General features: G+C 61.1%; 19 protein-coding genes, 1 tRNA gene and 1 pseudogene. 8 read left to right on the plus strand and 13 right to left on the minus strand.

The genetic code is table 11. The features are described from left to right. Positions 1-226: 226 nt before the first annotated feature. The 4 genes from FW756_RS04720 to FW756_RS04735 form a co-directional block, all read right to left on the minus strand. Positions 227-613 carry a hypothetical protein gene (locus tag FW756_RS04720; protein ID WP_446429010.1) on the minus strand — a complete coding sequence of 129 codons (387 nt, stop codon included), beginning with the start codon at positions 611-613 and terminating at the stop codon, positions 227-229. Between the two features lie 148 nt (positions 614-761). Next, complete coding sequence (locus FW756_RS04725) at positions 762-1,478, minus strand: hypothetical protein (RefSeq protein ID WP_446429011.1); 717 nt, start codon at positions 1,476-1,478, stop codon at positions 762-764. A 92-nt stretch (positions 1,479-1,570) separates the two neighbouring features. Next, a complete protein-coding gene (locus FW756_RS04730) occupies positions 1,571-2,005 on the minus strand; it encodes a hypothetical protein (protein ID WP_446429012.1) in 435 nt (144 codons plus the stop codon). An 11-nt stretch (positions 2,006-2,016) separates the two neighbouring features. Then, the gene (locus tag FW756_RS04735; protein ID WP_446429013.1) at positions 2,017-2,277 is read right to left on the minus strand and encodes a hypothetical protein; all 261 of its coding nucleotides are present in this window, start codon (positions 2,275-2,277) and stop codon (positions 2,017-2,019) included. 264 nt (positions 2,278-2,541) lie between these two features. On the opposite strand from FW756_RS04735, the gene FW756_RS04740 reads away from it, so the two are divergent. The 8 genes and pseudogenes from FW756_RS04740 to FW756_RS04775 all read left to right on the plus strand — a co-directional run. Further along, the gene (locus FW756_RS04740) at positions 2,542-2,745 is read left to right on the plus strand and encodes a hypothetical protein (RefSeq protein WP_446429014.1); all 204 of its coding nucleotides are present in this window, start codon (positions 2,542-2,544) and stop codon (positions 2,743-2,745) included. A 212-nt stretch (positions 2,746-2,957) separates the two neighbouring features. Further along, entirely contained in the window at positions 2,958-3,983 is a 1,026-nt protein-coding gene (locus FW756_RS04745) for a hypothetical protein (RefSeq protein ID WP_446429015.1), read from the plus strand. After that, positions 3,932-4,609, plus strand: coding sequence for a type IV secretory system conjugative DNA transfer family protein (locus tag FW756_RS04750; protein WP_446429016.1), 678 nt, complete (start codon positions 3,932-3,934; stop codon positions 4,607-4,609). The genes FW756_RS04745 and FW756_RS04750 overlap by 52 nt, the downstream gene beginning before the upstream one ends. Positions 4,610-4,617: 8 nt before the next feature. Continuing rightward, positions 4,618-5,160, plus strand: a complete 543-nt coding sequence (locus FW756_RS04755; protein WP_446429017.1) for a hypothetical protein — start codon at positions 4,618-4,620, stop codon at positions 5,158-5,160. A 196-nt stretch (positions 5,161-5,356) separates the two neighbouring features. Continuing rightward, positions 5,357-6,124: a replication-relaxation family protein gene (locus FW756_RS04760; RefSeq protein WP_446429018.1), complete on the plus strand. Its 768-nt coding sequence runs from the start codon at positions 5,357-5,359 to the stop codon at positions 6,122-6,124. Between the two features lie 332 nt (positions 6,125-6,456). Continuing rightward, positions 6,457-6,648 carry a hypothetical protein gene (locus FW756_RS04765; RefSeq protein WP_446429019.1) on the plus strand — a complete coding sequence of 64 codons (192 nt, stop codon included), beginning with the start codon at positions 6,457-6,459 and terminating at the stop codon, positions 6,646-6,648. Between the two features lie 84 nt (positions 6,649-6,732). Next, positions 6,733-7,008, plus strand: a complete 276-nt coding sequence (locus FW756_RS04770; RefSeq protein WP_446429020.1) for a hypothetical protein — start codon at positions 6,733-6,735, stop codon at positions 7,006-7,008. A 283-nt stretch (positions 7,009-7,291) separates the two neighbouring features. After that, positions 7,292-8,356, plus strand: a pseudogene (locus tag FW756_RS04775) (recombinase family protein); the annotation flags it as partial. Positions 8,357-8,437: 81 nt separating this feature from the next. Here the strand turns inward: FW756_RS04775 and FW756_RS04780 are convergent. The 9 genes from FW756_RS04780 to obgE all read right to left on the minus strand — a co-directional run bounded on the left by FW756_RS04780 (position 8,438) and on the right by obgE (position 15,420). Next, positions 8,438-8,923 (minus strand): hypothetical protein, encoded by a 486-nt coding sequence (locus FW756_RS04780; protein ID WP_446429021.1) that lies wholly within the window; start codon positions 8,921-8,923, stop codon positions 8,438-8,440. A gap of 58 nt (positions 8,924-8,981) precedes the next feature. Further along, positions 8,982-9,057, minus strand: a tRNA-Ala gene (locus FW756_RS04785). Positions 9,058-9,093: 36 nt separating this feature from the next. Beyond that, entirely contained in the window at positions 9,094-9,495 is a 402-nt protein-coding gene (gene rsfS, locus FW756_RS04790) for a ribosome silencing factor (protein ID WP_446429022.1), read from the minus strand. Positions 9,496-9,532: 37 nt separating this feature from the next. Next, the gene (locus FW756_RS04795; protein WP_446429023.1) at positions 9,533-10,933 is read right to left on the minus strand and encodes a hypothetical protein; all 1,401 of its coding nucleotides are present in this window, start codon (positions 10,931-10,933) and stop codon (positions 9,533-9,535) included. Further along, a complete protein-coding gene (nadD, locus tag FW756_RS04800) occupies positions 10,930-11,529 on the minus strand; it encodes a nicotinate-nucleotide adenylyltransferase (RefSeq protein ID WP_446429024.1) in 600 nt (199 codons plus the stop codon). The genes FW756_RS04795 and nadD overlap by 4 nt, the downstream gene beginning before the upstream one ends. Positions 11,530-11,531: 2 nt before the next feature. Further along, a complete protein-coding gene (locus tag FW756_RS04805; RefSeq protein WP_446429025.1) occupies positions 11,532-11,741 on the minus strand; it encodes a hypothetical protein in 210 nt (69 codons plus the stop codon). Between the two features lie 61 nt (positions 11,742-11,802). Further along, on the minus strand, positions 11,803-13,056 hold the full coding sequence (locus tag FW756_RS04810; protein WP_446429026.1) for a glutamate-5-semialdehyde dehydrogenase: 1,254 nt from the start codon (positions 13,054-13,056) through the stop codon (positions 11,803-11,805). Between the two features lie 64 nt (positions 13,057-13,120). Next, complete coding sequence (proB, locus tag FW756_RS04815; RefSeq protein ID WP_446429027.1) at positions 13,121-13,903, minus strand: glutamate 5-kinase; 783 nt, start codon at positions 13,901-13,903, stop codon at positions 13,121-13,123. Continuing rightward, a complete protein-coding gene (obgE, locus tag FW756_RS04820) occupies positions 13,900-15,420 on the minus strand; it encodes a GTPase ObgE (protein ID WP_446429028.1) in 1,521 nt (506 codons plus the stop codon). The genes proB and obgE overlap by 4 nt, the downstream gene beginning before the upstream one ends. Positions 15,421-15,521: the final 101 nt, after the last annotated feature.

Genomic DNA, 15,521 nt, shown 5'->3' on the forward strand with positions numbered 1-15,521 from the left:
AAGAGTTGGAATAGAGCATCTCGACCTTGAACTGGTCGTTCTGCTGGGTCCGCACGTCCGCGATGACTTTGTCCTCCCGGCACTTCGTCTGCATCGGGTCGACACCATCGGCTGGCTCCAGGAACTGGTCTCCAAGCGGCTCCTTCACTTGGGCAGTCCAGTACGCTTCCCGGTCCTGCAGCACCTGCCACCAGACGACGCTCGTGAGCTCCGCGGCCAGCGCCGCCTAGAGCGCAACCGCCAGCACGATGCGCCACGGAGGCCGCTTCTTGCTGCTCGCATCAGTTGGGTCCGGGGAACCTTCCACGACCGTTTCGTCCCTACGTCGCGCTCGAGTATCCAGCAGGCTTCTGCGCTCCAACCACTCTTTGGCGTCGTCACCGAGCGCTTCCACCACCTTGAGGGTGGTCTTCTCGCTGGGCAGGCGACACCCCGAGAACGCCTCGGAGAGCACGCCCTTCGACACGTGAATCTGAGAGCTCAACTCGTGAAGGGTGGGGTCGCCCGCCCGGAGCTTGAGCTCACGGAGATCAGCGGCGAACCGTTCGAGGCTGTCTGGAACAGAAACGGACGCAGCTTCGCGTGCCGTGGGCGAGGACGTTGAAGAAGCCATGGCAATAGATATAGCGGATCAGGCGCCCGATCCGTCACACGGTTGCGCCACTCGACATATGCGCTCCGTGCAAACGAAATTGCGAGGCCTGACTAAAGTGGCGCGACGAACATATTATTTGCCACAAGATCACCTCACGCAGGACTGATTATCGAGGCAGCGCCTCATCAAAGTCATTGCCAGAAATGTCGACGGGGATCGAGTGTTCCTCGTTGCGCGGGCAGACGGCCATCGATGCCCACTTCGTCACGTCCCGCTTGGTGCGCTTACCGGTGTTATCGTAGAAGTCGACCCAGGTCTCTGGAATCTGCTGGAAGCGGAGCTTCTGGTTCTTGCACTTCGGGCACCGCATGGCCAGACGAAGCGAGTACGGGTAGGTCCGACCGTTCTCCTCCTTGATACCGGCCCAAGAGCGGAAGAACGGACGCTTCGGCAAGCGAAGCACATTCCGACGAAGGAACCGGAAGAACGACCAGCCAATGAAACTGATGGCGATCGTGAAGACCGAGGCCATGAGCCACCAGTACTCTTTCAGCATCCCACTTGAGATGTCCAAGCCGCTGCCCGACATGAAGACGTCAACGAGCTGCTTCACCGAGAAGGCGCCTGTGACGAACCCGGCGATGGTGATCAGGCCAGAGATCGTTCCGATGAGCGCGGCCGGGGTAGGGACCCGCGTCTTCTTGACGATGTCGAAGGTGCGCTGTGGCTCTTGAGGAGTCGGTACCGAGGTGATCACGATGCCGTGATTGTCGCCGCCGAAGGCGACGCCACCGTCCTTGGCGAACGGGGCGGTGACGTCGCCGTCCGCCTGGATCTGCTGGTTGCCGCTACTGCTGTCGCCGATGTGCTGAGTGTTGGTCACGGGGTGCTCCTGGGTCGTTCTTGATGGGTACGGCTCAGCGTACGGGACACCACCGACAACGAAAGAGAGCACGATGCGCGCGCTGCGAGCACCTAAGTGAGCACGGTCGTCCCGTTCGCCGTCACAATGTAGGTTGCTTCGGCCAGCTCCTGGTGGACGGAGAGCCCCGGCGCTACCTGCATCCCGAGCGGATGCCCCGAACCGTGGTTCAGTCCTGCGCAGCCGCAGACGCAATCGATGACGTTGTCCGGGTTGGCGTCCCAGCAGGCCTCAACGCATGTGGTGGCAGCGTATCCGAACTGATGCACTAGCACTTCTCCGTACTCGTCGACCAACGCGTCGAGAACGTGCCGAGTGTGAGGTCGTGCAACGAGAAAGCGCTTGGACTGCCTGTCGTACTCTGGCCTCGTGCGTTTGCCGCAGACGTCCTTCAGCCAGTCGAAATTGGCGCGGGGTGAACCCCGCCACGGCAGCTCAATAGCTGCTCTGGCGTTGGGTTTCAGGATCACGGTCGGTATCGAGGGCATTATACGGCTCCTTACTTTTCGATAGCACGTTGGGCAGCTCGATGCTGCGCGGCATCAACCAGCTTCAACACCTCATCCACTTCATCCTGGGAGTGGTCACCGTGGGCTCGCCAGGATTCAAGCTGCTCATTCGTGAGCCCAGCAAGCTCTCGGTCAAAGGCCTCGAGATTCGCCTGCGTGATGCGTCGGGAGTAGGCAGCTGCGCCTTGTTCTCGATCATACTCCTCAACGAGCGCACGACCGTCTTCATGCCTCATTGCAAGCGCGATCAAGCTGCTCCATCGGATCAGCGACGGCATTGCCTCCGGGACGCTGAGATCTCCTTCGGTCAGGAAGTTGGGCAGGTAGTCGAGGAGCGCGTCACACGTTGGGAGAAGCTACTCGGCAGCCCCTGTAGCGTCCTGCGCCGTCAAGGCTGGAGCACTGCGTTCGGCCAACCCGAGCCGTCGCTGATCTCACTCGCGAATTGGGGTTACCCGGTGCCCGGGGACGGTGACTCCGCCACCCAGGAGTCTGCGTGATGAGAGGTGTGAAACATGTCAAACGATGGGAAGCCGACCTCATGGACGGCGATGCTGTTCCGGACGTGCGCCTATCTCTTCGGCACCGTCATTCTGCTGCACCTGACGCTCTCCCTCCTCGCTGAGCTCTGGTGGCTGCTGCTCATCATCGGGATCGTCACGCTCGCTTGGATCGGGCTGCGCTTGTGGATCCGCTTTCGGGATCGCTGGCTGGACTGACCCGACCCAGGGACCGGAGGCGGCGATCAGCGTCTCACCGAGAAAGTCAAACCGCGCCGGTAGGCCGCGCGGCTCGAGCGCCCAGTCCGGGTTCCGCATCACGCCGGTGTGGCGGAAGGACTTCGACCGCGCCGGATTCGCCAGAGCCCTGCTGCTGCTCGCGATGCATCTTGACGAACAGAACGAGAAGCCGCACAAAAGGGACAAACCCGATGACTCACACGAAGGAGGTAGACGAAATGAGCCAGAGCGATAACCAGACGAATCATCGAAGGACGATGACACAAGCGACAGATGCGTTGGAGTGGCGCGAGCTGACCTGGCTCGAGGTGCTCTCTCCCGACCAGATCACCACTGTGCTCGAGCGTTTCGCGACCGCTCCCGAACTCGTCACCCTCATTCTCGAGTTCCGCGCCGACGATCGCGGGGCCTGCTGGCTCCTCGGCACCCAGCCCCACCGTATCCCGGCGATCCGCGACGCCCTCGTCTCACACCTTCCTGTGCGCCTGAACACGCCGCGGAAAGCTCGCAGCCGGATGGAAGACGCCGCGACCGTCACCGTGGTGGGCGGGCATCTGCTCGGTGCCGCCACGGTACGGGTATCGACCGCGGTGCGCGCACTGTACGGCACGGTGTCGCAACTTCAGGAGGGTGAGCGGGTAACGCTCCAGCTCCAGCTCCTCCTCGGCCGTCTCCTGTCGCCGCGGTTCTGTGCTGGTCCCGGCTATCACTCATGGCTCGACCTGCTGCTCGGCGGTCAGACGCCTCCGAGGAAGTCTTCGACCACCAGCGCTGCGACGGAGGCTCGCGAACGGCATGGCTTCCAGGCAAGCCTCCGCATCGGCGCAACCGGCACTCCGGCCCGTACCCGGTTCCTTATCCGCCAGGTTTTTGGGTCGCTCCGTACGATCGAAACCAGCGAAGCCCGCCTCCGCCTCAGCGCGGGGAACCCGGTGAAGCTGAACGAGGCACGCCTACCGTGGCGGTGGCCGATCGCACTCCGTTCGTCCGAACTGGCCGCATTTACTGGCTGGCCCGCCGGAGAAGCACCGCTGCCGCTGATCGGATCGATACATCCCTGCCGAAGCACGATCTCGTGCGTGACAGCCGGGTCATCGGCATCACTGCGGCGCAAGGGCACGAGGAGAAGGTCGCGATCCCGATCCGGGACGCCGCGTTCCACACGGTGCTGGTTGGACCGACCGGCAGCGCAAAATCGACCGTCATGCTCGGACTGATCGAAGACGCCATGCGCGCCGGGCGCGGCCTCGTCATCTTCGATCCGAAGGGCGACCTCGCCACCGATGTCCTTGCTCGAGTCCCTGCACACCGTCTGCAGGATGTTGTGGTGATTGACCCGACGAACCCGTCGCCAGTGGGCTTCAACCCCCTGCATGGTCCGGCTCGGCTTGCGCATGTCACGGCGGACACATTGCTCACGATCTTCGAGTCTCTGTTCAAGGACTACTGGGGCATCCGGACTGCCGATGTCCTCTCTGCGGCGTTCCTCAGTTTGTCGCATGTCCCTGAGGCGAACCTCCTCTGGCTGCAGCCGCTCCTCACCAACCCGGCCTTCCGAAAGAAGGTACTGAAAGGGCAGAAGGATCCGCTCGGCACTGAGGCGTTCCGGCGTCAGTACAATGCGAAGACGCCTGACCAGCAGGCGATCGAGATCGCTCCGGTGCTGAACAAGCTTCGCCAGATCATTCTCCGTCCCGGCCTTCGCGCCATGCTCGGTCAGTCCGACCCGCAGTTCGATATCGGTGACCTGATGTCGAAGAAGCGCATTGTCGTGGTCAACCTCAACCGAGGTCTACTCGGTGCCGACGCCGCCCGGCTCGTCGGGACGCTGCTGCTCGGGTAGCTCTGGTCATGGTTGCTGGCGCGGCAGTCGGTACCGCAGGAGCGTCGCCATGTCGTGGAGATCTTCATCGACGAGGTGCACGACTTCGTCTCGGGATCCCCGGTGATCTCGCCGATGCGCTCGCTCAGGCGCGCTCCCTTGGTGGCGCGTTCACGATGGCGCACCAGTACTTCTCCCAGCTCATTCCGGCCATGCGCGAATCCATGAACGCCAACGCCCGCAACAAGATCTACTTCGGGATGAACGGCTACGACGCGACCACGGCCGCGAAGCAGACGCCGAGCCTCGATGTGCAGGACTTCATGCTGCTGCCGAAGTACCACGACTACGCAAACGTCCTCCAGCAGGGTGAAAGCACCGGCTGGATGACCTTCAAGACCCGTCCACCGAGCACTCCAATCGCTGACCCATCAGCTGTCTACGCGGCGTCACACGATCGGTACGGCGTCTCCGCTGAGGCGACCGAGCAGCAGATCCTGAACCTCATCGAGACCTCGACGAGCGACAACCCGGGCGAGTCGCCCGGCGGCATCGGGAGAACAAAGCGATGAGCACGCCCAAAGCTCCGAACCGATTCTCGAAACGGTTCGGAAGACGTTCCGCCGGTACGAACACCTCGCCCGTGCCGCAGGGCAGCGCGGAAGCCGCCCGCGTGCTAGCCGTGACTGAGCCCCAGTTATGGGGTCACCGCCGGGGCCGCTCAACGAGCGCGTCCATCAGCCATCCAGCACAAGAAGGAGGTGCGTCATGATCGCCGATGAACACCCGATGCGGGGGCGGCTGCTTGAGCGCGTTCGCCAGCATCGCTTCATCACGACACGTCAACTGATGCGCCTCACTCGCTCCTCGTACGGCACCCCTCGTTCAGCGCTCCGGCAAACCCTTCGGCACCTGACCACGCTTCGCGAGCGGAACCTGATCGCCAGGCTCGAACGCTGTGTCGGCGGCTGGCAAGGCGGATCCGCCGTCACGATCTGGACCCTCACCACGAAGGGCTTCCGTTTCCTTACCGGCGGCACCGCCCGGCTTCGCCCACACCACACCTCGACCACGTTCCTCGCGCACCTGCTGGCGATTTCCGAGACCCGCGTGCTCTTCTACGAGACCGCCGAGCAGTACGAGCTCAGTGCGGAGGCGGTGGGTGGGCCGTCCTGCTGGCGCCGCTACCTTGGCGCGCACGGGCAGACGATCACTCTGAAGCCCGACCTCACCGTCACGGTGACGAGCCGCGAGTTCGTCGACCGGTACTTCCTGGAGGTCGACCGCGCCACCGAAAACCCCGCCCGCGTGATCCGCAAGTGCTGGCAGTACGAGTTCCACCGCCGCACCGGCATCGAGCAAGAGCGCCACGGCGTCTACCCGGTCGTAGTCTGGATCGTCCCGCACCAAGAACGAAAATCCCGGTTCCTGCGGGCACTCGACGCCGAGACAAAGCTGCCGCGCGAACTATTCACCGTGATCACCCTGGACGAGCTTACGTCACTGATCCGTGACGGGCCGCAAATTTCCGACTAGCTCCATAGACCGGTGCTCGGCGGTGCTCACGCTGCTGTCCCGGAGAACAAATCTCACATCCCGAAAGGAGGGAAGCCATGATCAACCAAATCAACGAACTCATCCGAATGAGAGTCGACGACGCCACCAGCATCGCGACGGATCTCCTGGAGAAGATCGCAACGTCTAAGTAGTGGCGCGACGTTCTGCGTCGAGGTCGCGACGAATACGGCAGCGTCTTCATTGCATTCCTACTCGTGCCATTCATCAGGGACCGCACGCCAGACCAGCTAGTGAGTCTATGTGGCCGGACGTTCGCCGCTGAAGGACGAGACGAAGACGATGCCAGAGAAGTGCTACTGAAACTGAACGGTTGGGACGACGAACGAGATGCCGCGAACAGACAGATCGGGTTCGAAGGCGTCCTCGCCTGGGATGAGACGCGGCTCCAGGAAGCTCTTGAGGCTCGGTACTGGTTCATTCAAACGTACGACGGATGCTTCGCGTTCGACCGTACCGACTTGAACCAGAACGGCCAGAGCTGACACCACCAGCGGGGCGAGCTACCGCTCTCGGCCAAGCTCGTCCCGCACCCATCAACCATCAGTTAAGGGAAAGGAGCCCCCTCTATGACACACGAACGACAACCCCCTCACGTACCGCCGGAGCAGCGCACCGTATGCCCGGCACCTGAACCCACTCCGCAGCCACGCACCCGCGCTGAAGCCCGCGAGCTCGAACGCCTCCGCCTCGAGTATGGCGCTGCCTTCGAGGTCTACCTCGAACGTATCTGGAATGGGGTCGAGCCAATCCCCGACATGGAGAACGACTTCACGAACCTTCACTGGGCGTCCTACGACCGCATCGAGCACTTCATCGACGATCAGCTGGATGCACTCGGCTAGCTCGAGCCGATCACCAGCATGCTCCGAACCCACGACCTCCCACCAGAACTTCTCACCTGGATCCGCACCGGCTTCGCCGAAGCGCCCCACGGTGGCTTCGAGATCATCGATCGAGGAAGGTAACATCATGTCTTCGTTGCCTAACCCGACCCCCGATGCTCCGCCTGGAACAGTGGAAAACCAAGATCAGAGGGTCAATTTCGGACTGGACTCTTCCAATGAACAGAGCGTCAATGGGAGCATGAGCACGCCCATCTACGCCCCACCGCAACCACAGGCCGCGATGACCGATCCGTTCGCCGTCTTCACGCAGTCTTTCACGCCGAAGCGCGCCGTCTCGTACCTGCGCGTCTCCACGCGGGAGCAGGCCGAACGCGGCGGCAGGGAGGAGGGGTTCTCGATCCCTGCCCAGCGCGATGCCAACAAGAAGAAGGCCCAGTCGATGGGGGCGATCGTGGTCAAGGAGTTCGTTGAGCGAGGTGTCTCCGGCACCTCGACCAAGCGCCCGGCGCTGCAGGACATGCTCCGCTACCTCGAAGAAGAAGCCGAACACATCGATTACCTCATCGTGCACAAGCTGGATCGTCTCGCCCGTAACCGCGCCGACGAAGTCGCTATCACCGAGACGGTCCGTGAACTGGGGATCACATTGGTCTCCACGAGCGAGAACATCGACCAGACCCCTGGAGGCATGCTGTTGCAGGGCATCATGTCCTCGATCGCTGAGTTCTACAGTCGCAACCTCGCCAACGAAGTCCTCAAGGGCATGAACGAGAAGGTCCGCAACGGTGGCACCGTGGGGCGAGCGCCGATCGGCTACTTCAACGTTCGCGACTTCAGCACCGGGCAAGAGGTTCGCACTGTCACGATCGACGATGCTCGCGCGCCACTCATTTCCTGGGCGTTTGAACAGTACGCGACTGGGGAGCGGACCCTTCGCACCCTGACCGATGAGCTAAACCGGCGCGGTCTCACTACAGTCACAACGACGCGGATGACCGAAAATCCGGTACAGATCCGGCAGGTTCACTCGATACTGACCAACAGCTATTACACCGGCTTCACCAGCTTCAAAGGGGTCGAATACCCCGGGTCTCACACGCCCCTGATAGACACGGAGACCGTCGCCAAGGTGCAGGCTGTTCTGAAGCCGAAAGCCAACGGCGAACGCACGATCAAGCACGACCACTACCTGAAGTCGACGATCTTCTGCGGGCATTGCGGATTCCGCATGCTCGTGCAGATCACGAAGAACCGCCCTGGAGAAAACTACCCGTACTACATGTGCCTCGGCAGGCACTCCAAGCGCACGGACTGCCAGCTGCCATCCATCCAGATCGCAAACCTCGAAGCGCGCATCCAGCAGCTCTACGACAGGCTCAGCCTCTCCCAAAGCCTCCGCGACGACCTTGAGAAGCTGCTCCGCGCCTCACTCGCGAACATCCGCTCGGATACCATCGCCGAGCACAAGCATCTTGAGTCCACGAAGCAGGAGGTCGAGCGCAAACAGCAGAAGCTCCTCGAAGCCCACTACAACAACGCGATCCCGTTCGACGTGCTCCGTACCGAGCAGAAGCGACTCGATGCTGAGCTGCTGACCGTCACGCGGAAGCTCCGAGATCTCACCGCTGACTGCACAAGGGCTGACGGACTCATCACGCAGGCACTGGACCTCGCCCAGTTCATCGGGGCCAGCTACCGGCGGGCGCCCGAACAGATCCGCCGCGTGTTCAATCAGCTCGTCTTCGAAAAGATTAAGGTCACCCACGACGACCACGGCCAGCACCAGCTCGAAGCCGTCCTCCAGCCACCGTTCGACCTGATCTTCGGTGCAGCAACCAAAACCCTCGTAGCAACGACCAGGCTCGGCACCTGCCCGGAAAACAGAAGAAAGCCCGCCGCAAGCGACGAGCATTCTTCTGAACTCAAACTTCAGCCCGTTGTTCTGGACAAGGGTTTGAGTAAGAGCATCGTGGTGGATCTAAGGGGATTCGAACCCCTGACCCCCTGCATGCCATGCAGGTGCGCTACCAACTGCGCCATAGACCCAGGTGAAGTCGGACGAATACTCGCCCGACGACCTTCTTATTCTACATCGAGAGATGCCTGGTGAGCCAATCGCGCACGCTCGAGCGTGTCGTTGACCTCGATGTTTGGGCAGTCGCCCCAGAGGCGCTCGAGCTGGTAGAACTCGCGATCCTCGTGATGGAAAACGTGTACCAAAAGGTCACCGAAGTCGAGGAGAATCCAACGACCGCCAGCACGTCCCTCACGACGGATTGTACGAACGCCAGCCTTGTTGAGATCCTCTTCAATACCATCTGAAATGGCCTGAACGTTGCGTTCTACCGAGCCACTGACAATCAGGAACGCATCTGCGTACCCAAAGTGCTCTGCGACATCAAGTGCAACCTGGTCGGTTGCGCCCTTGCCATCGGCAGCGAGGACCGCGGTCTCAATGATGGACTCAAGCGGCTTCGTCTCCACTACGGTGACCCTTTCGAAGAAGTTGATCTGATCGAAATCAGAATGCGCCGCTGTTGACGGCCCAAACAATAATACCGCCCACAACGACCACGAGTCCGCCACCTGAGAGAGCGAGGATCATCGGGAGCTTGCTCTTCTCGCGTGTCGGAGCCGCCACTACCGGCGTTTCCGACACGACCTGAGCACTCACCGCGGCGCGAGCAGACACCGGAGCTACGCCGTGATCCGCAGTTGCATTGAGCGGATCTTGCGCCGCCTCGGCAGTGAACGGGTCAAACTCAGCAGAGTGCTGGAGCGACGCGTGGCTGCCAGTTTCGCCGAGAGACTTGGGAAGATGAATAGCACCGGTGACAAACAACTCACCAGTCATGCCAAGCGGGCCGGTCAGCGAGTCAGTGTCTTCCGGATGCGAGGGAAGAATCAGTGCAGAGGTATTGCTTGGGCTTGCTGCCCCCTCCTGCGCAACCGCACGAGAGATCAGAGATTCAAAATCAGCCTGCGACGCTGCGCTGCCACCGATACGTGACGCAGGGTCGTCAATGACGGGGTGCCATTCCTCGGGTGGACGAATGTCAGGGAAGGTGTAGGCGGGAGCTTCGCTCTCGACGGGCTCCGCAACTTCTGCGACAGGTTCGCTCACCACGGGCTCGGCAGTTGCGACAGGCAGGTCTTCAGCAGCCTCGACCGGCGCTGGTGCCTCTTCGCGAACAGCAGAGACAGTCTCGACCTCTTCGACTACCTCAGGGGCTTGGGTATCGACGTTGAGTTCAGCGTCAGGGATATCAGTCTCTTCAAGCGCCTCCGCCTCGGCAGCGTCGGCGTCTTCAGACTTCTTGCCACGACGCCAGAGGGCCCCAAAACCACGCTTGGACTTCCCCTCGGCGTCAATGTCGTCCGCAACTTCAGCCTGCTCGGCTTCAGCTTCGACAGGGACATCCTGTGGCTCGTCAACGACAGCCGCAGCAGGCGTGGCACTCGGCTCCTCTGCCTGCTTCAACTCGTCGAACGTGTATGCAGCTGTTGCGGGGAAGGCGCTGTCATCGAGCGGGGGTTCCTCGGCGAAGAGATCAGCGGCACCAGGTGCAGCGATCTCCGCTTCGGAGACCGAAGCGCCGGATTCAACCGCTTCAACCGCAGGCGCAATCACCTCAGTAGTGAAAGGCCCCGATGCGCCTTCATCTTGCATTGCAGCCGCTGCCTCTTCACGCAGCTGTCGCATCTCACGACGCGAACGTGGCGTGCCGTCCTCATGGACAGGCGAAATGTCAATCGATTCGAGAACCTCTTCAGAGACCCGCACGGCTTCAGCCGCAGGCTCGTCAATGGTCAATGCAGCCGGCTCTGCTGGCTGCGAATTAGCGGCGCCGTTCTGTGCGCGCTCCGCTTCTTCGCGTGCACGCAGCTCGCGCCGTGTTAACGGTCGTTCCTGCTCACTCATGATTCCAATGCTCCCTCGGCGTATAGCCCATGCTTTGCAATGTACTGCACGACGCCGTCCGGCACGAGGTACCACACGGGAAAACCTCGCCCTACACGCTCCCGGCAATCCGTCGAAGAGATCGCAAGTGCTGGAATCTCCAGGGTGCTTACGTTCTCCTGGGAGAGTCCAGAAAGTGTGAGTTCATGGCCTGGTCGAGTCACCGCAATGAAGTGGGCGAGTTCCCAGAGCCTGTCTACGTCTTTCCAACCAACGATCTGTGCGATCGCGTCTGCGCCCGAAATGAAGAAGAGCTCCGCATCGGGCATTTGCTCGCGTAGGTCTGCGAGTGTGTCGACCGTGTAGGTGGGGCCGAGTCGATCAATATCGACTCGGCTCACCTTAAAGCGCGGATTTGATGCGGTAGCAATCACCGTCATCAAATACCGGTGTTCCCCCTCGGAAACATTGCTTTTTTGCCACGGCCGTCCAGTCGGCACAAAGATAACCTCGTCGAGGCCGAAACTCTGTGCAACTTCACTAGCTGCGACGAGGTGGCCGTGGTGAATAGGGTCGAACGTGCCGCCCATCACCCCGACTCTGCGTCGTTCAGCCACGATTAGTGCTGCGATTCCCCGCCGTGTTCACGGGCGTATGCTTCTGCCTTCTCTGAGTGGCGGTTCGCCACATCACGGAAGGAGAAAACGACGAGACCCATTACTGCGAAGAGCGCAGCAACGATCAGGCCGTACGCGACTGCCGGAATCGGCAGCTCGTTCACAACGTGCGCGCCCTCAGAGGCAGCGAGAACGGTTGCGGCAAGTGACATGAAAACCCCTTGTGTGGAAACTCAAGAAACAGATGTTCGAATATAAGTGTAGCGGTAGCCGCTAGCGGATCTGGCCATTGCCACGTACGAGCCACTTGGTGCTCGTGAGCTCGGGCAGCCCCATCGGTCCGCGAGCGTGCATTTTCTGGGTCGAGATTCCAACCTCAGCACCGAAGCCGAATTCGCCTCCGTCTGTGAAGCGAGAGGATGCATTCACCATGACAACGGCCGCATCGATCTCGGCGAGGAACCGATCCGCGCTCGAGATGTCATTTGTCACAATGACTTCTGTGTGACGGGTTGAGTAACGTTCGATGTGGCTAATTGCCTCATCAATCGAATCAACGACACGCACTCCCATGGTGAGGCTGTGGTGCTCGGTTTCCCAGGTCTCGGCGGTTGCCGCGTTCACTCCACTGTTTGCCGCGATTGCACGGTCATCGCCAAGAAGCGTGACGCCACTCTCGGCAAGCGTAGAAAGAATGTTCGGCAACATACGCTCGGCCGCATCGCGGTGCACCAGCAGGGTTTCAGCAGCATTGCAGACACTCGGACGATGAGTCTTGGCATTGCGAACGATCTCTACAGCCATATCTTCATCAGCTGTCGCGTCTACATACACGTGAACAACGCCGGCTCCAGTCTCAATGACGGGAACGGTCGACTCCTGGACCACGGTCGAAATCAGACCAGCACTGCCGCGTGGGATCAGAACATCAACGAATCCACGAGCTCGCATCAGGCGCGTTGCACCTTCACGACCGAACTCGTCGATCGTCTGCACGACATCACCGTCGAGACCGGAAGCGGTAATGGCCTCCTGGATCAAACGAACAAGTACTTCATTCGAGGATGCGGCAGCCGATCCGCCTCGCAACACCGCACCATTGCCACTCTTGAGTGCGATCGCTGCAATATCTACCGTGACGTTCGGGCGCGCCTCGTAGATCGCGCCCACGACGCCGAACGGAACACGAACCTGCGAAATACGAATGCCGTTCGCGAGGGTACTACCGCGCACAACCTCGCCGACGGGGTCTGGTAGCGCAATGATCTCGCGCACTGCCGCTGCGAGTCCCAGCAATCGATCTTCATCGAGACGGAGTCGATCGAGCAGGCCATCGCCAATGCCCTGCTCCCGGCCGCGATCCAGATCCTTAGCGTTCTCCGCCACGATCACTGGGATGTTTGCCTCAATGGTCTGTGCAATCGCTTCAAGAGCGCGATTCTTCTCATCGGTGGTCGCAGTGCCGAGGCGGCGCGAAGCGGTCTTTGCACGCTGCAAGCGCGCGAGAAACAGATCTGAGGTAGCCATGACCACATTCTAGGACACAGTCGTGTCGGTCACAGCTACCTCAGAGTGAGAACCTGCCTACGTCCTAGGTCGTAGCCGGGCGCGCCTCAAACCAGGTCCCTCGATCCGCGCCCTCAAGGACAGAGCCGAAGAGCCGAGCTTCAGTGAGCAATACCTGCGAACCCGCATCTGCCGCGAGCCGAGCCGCCTGCACCTTGGTTGCAGCGCCGCCGGTCCCCCAGCCAGAGCGACTCTCGCCAATCTCAATGCCTTCGAGCGGATCACGGAATCCAACAAACGGGATCCGCTTGGCGCCCGGATTCTCAGGCGGCGCGGTATACAGCGCATCGACGTCAGAGAGCAGCACGAGCAAATCGGCACCGACGAGACGCGCAACAAGCGCTGCAAGACGGTCGTTGTCACCAAACCGGATCTCATGAGTCGCAACCGTGTCGTTCTCGTTAATGACCGGGAGAATACCCAACTCAAGCAGACGCTCGAGCGCACGCTTCGCGTTGCCGCGATGCGTCGGGTTTTCCATGTCGTTCGCGGTCAGAAGCACCTGACCGCCGACGATTTCGTGCGTGGTGAGGGCCCGTTGGTAACGATTCACCAAGACGTTCTGGCCGACCGCTGCTGCGGCCTGCTGGGTTGCGAGGTCTTCGGGACGCTGCTCCAAATTCAAGAACGGAACGCCCGTTGCGATTGCACCACTCGAGACCAACACCACCTGCGCGCCCGATGCGTGCAGCTTGGCAAGTGAGTCAACGAGCAGAGGAATCTGCGCGGCGTTCTCGCCGCTGACCGAAGACGATCCAACCTTGACGATGACTCGCTTTGCGGCGAAGATCTTCTCGCTCAGGTTCAATGCTCGTCCTTCCAGAGCCCCGACTCGCGCTCACGCTCCAGCTCAGCTCGCGCCTCAGCCTTCGCATCCATCATCTTGTGGTATTCCTCACGACGCTCATTGTTCGTACGACGTGAGCTGCGATCGATGCGATCGTCAGAGCCACGGACACCAACCTGCACCTCGGCAGCACTCGTAATTGAGGGCTCCCAGTCGAAGACCACACCTGAACCAGGGCCGATCACAACGGTCGAACCAGATACTGCACCGGCCTTGACCAGCGCGTCCTCAAGCCCGGCCTTCTGCAGCCGGTCAGCGAGGTATCCAACCGCTTCGTCATTGGCAAAGTCAGTCTGCTCCACCCAGCGCTCGGGGCGTTCGCCGAGAATACGGAAGATCGTGCCGTGCGTACCGCCCTCAGTGCGGACCGTGAACGAAGCCTGACGGCCGCCGCGGCTACGTTGCTTCGGCTCAAGCACGATGCGCTCGCGCACCTCTGCAGCAGCGGCAAGTTCTGCAGCGCGTGCTTCCTCCACCAGCCCAGCCAACGCGAAGGAGAGTTCGCGCAAGCCTTCGTGACTTGCCGTTGAGATCTCGAAGACGCGGTAACCCTGCTTCTCCAGGTCACCACGCACGAACTGAGCAAGCTCACGTGCTTCTGGAATGTCGATCTTGTTCAGAGCAACATACTGGGGACGTTCGTTGAGTGGCTTCTGCCCCTCAGGCACAGGATATGCCTCAAGTTCTGCCCGAATCACTTCGAGGTCAGAGAGCGGATCACGGCCGGGCTCGAGGGTCGCACAGTCAAGCACGTGCAGCAGTGCACTGCATCGCTCTACATGGCGCAAGAAATCAAGGCCAAGACCCTTGCCTTCGCTCGCGCCCTCGATGAGGCCAGGCACGTCAGCGACGGTGTAACGATGCTCACCCGCGACAACAACACCCAAGTTCGGGTGGAGCGTCGTGAAGGGATAGTCCGCAATCTTCGGCTTTGCAGCACTCATCGCGGCAATCAGGCTCGACTTACCAGCCGACGGGTAGCCGACAAATGCGACGTCAGCAATGGTCTTCAGCTCAAGCGTGAGCGAGAGTGCCTTGCCCTTTGTACCGAGCAGAGAGAAGCCTGGCGCCTTGCGCTTTGGGCTCGCGAGACCCCAGTTGCCGAGGCCACCGATACCGCCGCGGGCAGCAACGTAGCGCATGCCAGCCTCGGTAAAATCAGCAAGGGTCTCCCCCTTGGTGCTCTTGATAACCGTGCCGATGGGCACGCTCAGCGCGAGCTCGGCACCATTCGTGCCATCACGATAATCACCAGCACCATAGCCGCCATTTTCTGCAGTGAGATGTGGTCGTCGATGGAAATCGATCAGCGTCGTGCTTTGTGGGTCAGCAACGAACACGACGTCACCACCGTGTCCACCTGCACCACCATCTGGGCCAGCGAGAGGCTTAAACTTCTCACGCTTTACCGAGACACAGCCGTCGCCACCGCGTCCTGCCTGCAGATGCACCTGCACCTGATCAACGAACGTCACCATGACTTCTCCACCCTCTCACCTGCGGCCAATAACACCTTCAAGTGTATGGCCGTAAAACAACAAGAGGCGAGCCGAAGCCCGCCTCTTGCGAAAACCCGCGA

This window comes from Leucobacter sp. 1207-22, assembly GCF_052850455.1.